At 68.8% G+C, this 4846-nt stretch carries 4 protein-coding genes; 1 reads left to right on the top strand and 3 read right to left on the bottom strand.

Annotation, left to right across the window (positions count from 1 at the left end; all coding sequences use genetic code 11):
• Positions 1-219 precede the first annotated feature (219 nt).
• A complete protein-coding gene (locus D7X74_RS39735; RefSeq protein ID WP_120538141.1) occupies positions 220-1992 on the top strand; it encodes a glycosyl hydrolase family 18 protein in 1773 nt (590 codons plus the stop codon).
• On the opposite strand, the gene D7X74_RS39730 is transcribed toward D7X74_RS39735, so the two are convergent.
• The 3 genes from D7X74_RS39730 to D7X74_RS39720 form a co-directional block, all read right to left on the bottom strand.
• On the bottom strand, positions 1989-3020 hold the full coding sequence (locus tag D7X74_RS39730; protein WP_120538140.1) for an L-erythro-3,5-diaminohexanoate dehydrogenase: 1032 nt from the start codon (positions 3018-3020) through the stop codon (positions 1989-1991). The two genes, D7X74_RS39735 and D7X74_RS39730, sit on opposite strands and share 4 nt — an antisense overlap.
• Positions 3021-3031: 11 nt before the next feature.
• The gene (locus tag D7X74_RS39725) at positions 3032-4039 is read right to left on the bottom strand and encodes an esterase family protein (protein ID WP_120538139.1); all 1008 of its coding nucleotides are present in this window, start codon (positions 4037-4039) and stop codon (positions 3032-3034) included.
• A gap of 34 nt (positions 4040-4073) precedes the next feature.
• On the bottom strand, positions 4074-4846 hold a 773-nt coding region (locus tag D7X74_RS39720), incomplete at its 5' end, for a uracil-DNA glycosylase family protein (protein WP_233602454.1).

Raw genomic sequence — 4846 nt, 5'->3', positions numbered from 1 at the left:
CATGAAACGTGCGGAGATGGGAAACACCCCCCGCACCAACCGTCCTTGCGGGGCGTGTTTCCCATCTCCGCACGTTTCATGATTCCCTGCGGGAATGGGATTAGTCGGGTTAATGGATGATTTACCGGCGATACGAAATTACCGTAATTTTCCACTTAGACTTGACTCGCACCGGGGGTCCGGCCGCATAACGTCCCAATCCTTTTCAGGAGCATTGGGATGACGAGTCATCGGGCCATGCCAGTTCGTTGGTGGTTGGGTTTGACCCTCGCGGTGATGCTGGGTGCGTGCGACTTCGGCGGGCGCAAGGTGCCCGAGATTCCGCCCGCGCCTCCCGACGCTCCCCAGCAGGTCATCGCGCAGCCGGGGGATGCCTCCGCGCTGGTGACGTGGTCGGTGCCTCCGAGCGACGGTGGCAGCCCGCTCATGTACTACGTGGTCCGGTGCGTGCCCGAGTGCGGTGGCGCGCTGGTGAGGGCGCCCGACACGCAGGCCACCATCCTGGGCCTCAACAACGGCTTCACCTACGTGTTCAAGGTCGCGGCGGTGAACGCGATGGGCGAGGGCCAGGCTTCCGTGGAGACGGACCTGGTGACGCCGCTCGCGGGCATGAGCATCCCGAACCCCACGGTGCCGGGACAGCCGCGCGCGGTGGTTCCCACGGCGGGCAATGGACAGGCGTACGTGAGCTGGGTGGTCCCGGCCAGCTTTGGCGGCCGTCCGCTGTCGTACTTCAAGGTGACGGCGGAGCCCGGGGGCACCACGAAGACGGTGTCCGCGCCGGTGTCGGGAACGCTCATCGAGGGGCTCGACAATGGCACCGGGTACACCTTCACCGTCACGGCGGCCAACGAGCTGGGCGAGGGTCCTTCGGTGCGCACGACGATGGCGGTGACGCCGCGTCCCGGGGGAGCCCCGACGAACTGGGTGATGGGCTATTGGGTGGGCTACCAGCGCGACCTGTATCCGGTGGACGCGGTGGACATGTCCCTGCTCACGCACGTGGTGGTGGGCCGCATCCGCCCGCGCATCGACGGCACGCTCTACACGGACTTCGACGTCTCCTCGCTCGAAGGCCCCCTGCTCGCGAAGGCGCTGGCGCAGCGGGCGCACAAGGCCGGGAAGAAGGCGCTGCTGATGCTGGGCGGCATGGGCGAGTACGACGGCTTCAAGGGCGCGACGGAGACGGTGGAGAAGCGCCGCAACTTCGTGGCGAACATCATCAAGGTCATGCGCGAGCTGGAGTTCGACGGCATCGACGTGGACTGGGAGCCCATCCTCCTGCCGCAGGACGGCCCGCCGCTCTTGGCGCTGCTGGACGAGCTGCGCGCCGCGGATGAGAAGATCATCATCACGGTGCCCATCGGCTGGGTGAACTCCAACTTCACGCTGGGCAAGATGGACGCGGACTTCCACCGGGAGCTGGCGGCCCGCGTCGATCAGATGAACGTGATGGCCTACAAGATGAGCGGGCACTGGGGGCAGTGGGAGAGCTGGCACTCCAGCGCGCTGTTCGCGGAGAGCCCCGGCCACCCCAGCTCCGTCGCCAGCTCCGTGAAGGCCTTCCTGGACGCGGGCGTCCCGCCCCAGCGCATGGGCGTGGGCATCGGCTTCTTCGGCACCTGCTGGAAGGGCGTCACGGAGCCGGGCACGCCCCTGGACGGGCGGGACGACGTGCAGGAGGAGCAGAGCGACAACGCGATGAGCTACGCCAACATCCAGACGCTCTACTACAAGCCGGAGGCCTACCGCTGGGACGCGGCGGCCAAGGCGCCCTACCTCTCCTTCCCCACCGCGTTCGGCCCGCAGGCGTGCAACTACATCTCCTACGAGGACATCCCGTCCGTGTCGGAGAAGGGCCGCTGGGCCCGTGAGCTGGGCCTGGGCGGCGGCATCATCTGGACCATCAACCAGGGCCACTTCCGACAGGCCCCGGCGGGTGAGAGGGATCCGCTGCTGAAGGCCGTGCACACGGCCTTCCTCAAGCCCTAGACGTAGCGCGCTTCGAACAGCTGGCGCAGCGACGGTTCGGTGCGCAAGAGCTCCAGCGTGAGGGTCGCGTGGCCGGGGACGTAGCCATTGCCCACGATCATGGTGACGTCCTTGCCCACGCCCTCCGCGCCCAGGGCCGCCGTGGTGAAGCTGGTGGCCATGGAGAAGAAGATGACCGTGCCGCCGTCCTTCACGGACAGCAGGGACGCCATCTCCGTGTTGCCCACGCTGGCGCAGTTCACCACCAGGTCGCAGAGCGGACCGCCCGTCGCCTTCTGCACCGCCTCCATCACGTCCACGCCCTGGGTGGCGTCCACCTTCAGCGCCTCGTCGCACAGGCCGATGGCGGACAGCGCATCCAGCGCCTTCTGGGAGATGTCCAGCGCCAGCAGCTTGCCCCGGCTCTCCAGGCTGCGGCGGGCCTGGGCCAGACACAGCGCGCCGCTCTTGCCCGCGCCCAGCACCGCCACCGTCATGCCCGGGCGCACGTAGCGCGCCACCAGCGCGGGCGCGCCGCACACGTCCAGCGCCGCCAGCGCCAGCGTGTCCGGCATGTCCTCCGGCAGCTTCGCGTAGATGCCGCTCGCGAAGATGAGCGCGTGGCCCCGGATGTCCACCCGGTCGATGTCCACGTGCACCGCCTTCACCTCTTCGATGACGAGCGGCGTGAGCGTCAGGCTCACCAGCGTGGCGATGCGGTCACCCTGCTTGAGCACGCCGTTGGCGGGGTGCTTCGCGCCCAGCTCCTTCACCCGGCCAATGAGCATGCCGCCCGAGCCGGTGACGGGGTTCTGCATCTTGCCGCGCTCCAGCACGATGTCCTGGATGCGCTGGGCGATGCGGCCGGGGTCGCCGCCCACGTCGTCTTTAATCTGCTTGAACGACGCGGCGTCGATGTTGAGGCTCTCCACGTCGATGAGCATCTCCGCCTCGCGACACGGCAGCGAGGGGTCCAGCTTGCGGGCGCGCTGCGGCAGCACGCCCTTCTCACCCACGACGCGCGACAGCCCGTACGAATCAGTGCCCATGGAGTTCCTCGTCAGTCCTGCGTCAGGCGCGGCACCAGCACCGCCAGCGAACGCTCGAAGCGGTACGACACGCCCGAGTGCCCGTCCTCGAACTCCTCGTGCGTCACGTCCACGCCCGCGGCCTTCAGGTCGTCGGCCACCATGCGCGCGCCCCAGCGCAGGTTGAACTCGTCGCGCGTGCCGGCGTCCAGGAACACGCCCTTGAGCTTGCGGAAGGAGTCCAGGAACTTGGGCACGAAGCGCACGGGGTCGTGCACCAGCCACCGGTTCCACACGTCCAGCCGCAGCTTCGCGTTCTGCTGATCGAAGGGCAGCTCCAGATTGAGCGGCTCGCCCTTCTTCGGCGAGTACGCCGCCGCCATGGCCAGGATGTTGATGACCGGGAAGTCGTCCCCGCGCATCTTGGTCTCACGGGCGCGCTGCCGCATCTCCGTCGCCCACGTCTCCACGCCGCCGGCCTTGAGCAGCGCGGTGGCCGCCTTGGGCAGGTCGGGCATGTAGCAATATTCGAAGTACGAATCCGGCGCGTGCGCGCCCACCAGGGAGAACAGCTCCGGGTGGTAGCGGCCCATCACCAGCGCGCCGTAGCCGCCGGAGCTGTGGCCCACCACCGCGCGCGACGCGGCCTTGGGCAGCGTGCGCCAGGTCTTGTCCACGAACCCGATGATGTCCTTGGCCAGGTAGTCGCGGTAGCGGCCAATGGCGTCGCTGTTCACCCACTGGCTGCCGCCCAGCTTCGTCCAGGCATCCGGGAAGACGCCGATGACGGGCGGGATGACGCCCTGCTCGATGAGGGCGTCCAGGCGGTCCGGCACGGACGGGGCGAAGCCGGACGCGTTCGTCCAGGAGGCGCCCGTCGAGCTGAAGGCATGCAGGAAGTAGACGACCGGGTAGCGCTGCGTGCCCGCAGCATAGCCCGGCGGCAGGTACACGGTGAGCCGGCGGCGGGCCGGATCCCCCAGCGGATTGTTCTCCAGCGCGGGCGACTGCACTTCGCGCGTCTCGAGCACTCCCTTCATCCCTGCACCCCTTTTTCGCGGTGCTCCGCGCGCGTCACGCGCTGGAGCCCGGTGGCTTGGCGAACAGCTTCATCACCTGCTGCAGATCCGCCCACGCATTGCGCTTCTCCGCGTTGTTGCGCAGCAGGTAGGCGGGATGGAAGGTGGGCATGAGCGGGATGCCCTCGTACTCACGCCAGGAGCCGCGCATGCGGGTGATGGCGGTGGTGTCGCGCAGCAGCGTCTGCGCCGCGAACTTGCCCAGCGCGACGATGGCCTTGGGTTGGATCGCCAACAGCTGCGAGCGCAGGAACGGTTCGCACGCGGCGATCTCGTCCGGCTCCGGGTTGCGGTTGCCCGGCGGGCGGCACTTCACGACGTTGCAGATGTAGACATCGTTCCGGGTGAAGCCCATGGCGGCGATCATCTTCGTGAGCAGATCGCCCGCCGCGCCCACGAAGGGCACGCCCTGGAGGTCCTCGTTCTCACCGGGGCCCTCGCCCACGAACACCAGGTTCGCGCGCGGGTTGCCGGAGCCGAACACGATGTTCTTGCGGCCCGTGCACAGCTTGCAGCGCCGGCAGTCGCCCAATTCGCGGCGGATCTGATCCAGCGTGGGCCGCTCCCCTTCCACCACGCCCGGCAGCGCGCCGTTGTAGCGGGGCGTCGCCCGGGGCACGTCCACGAGCATCCCCGGGGACGGCGCGGCCACGGCACGAGGCGCAGGAGCCGCCGCGGCTGGGGGCGCGGCGACGGGTGGACGGGGCGCGCCCAGGGGCTGCTTCATGGCGGCATGCAGCACATCCCGTGAAGGGGACTCCACCGGGG

Origin of the sequence: Corallococcus sp. CA047B (assembly GCF_003612065.1) — a bacterium.
Classification (GTDB): domain Bacteria; phylum Myxococcota; class Myxococcia; order Myxococcales; family Myxococcaceae; genus Corallococcus; species Corallococcus praedator.
This window is presented reverse-complemented; position numbering and strand designations above follow the sequence as displayed.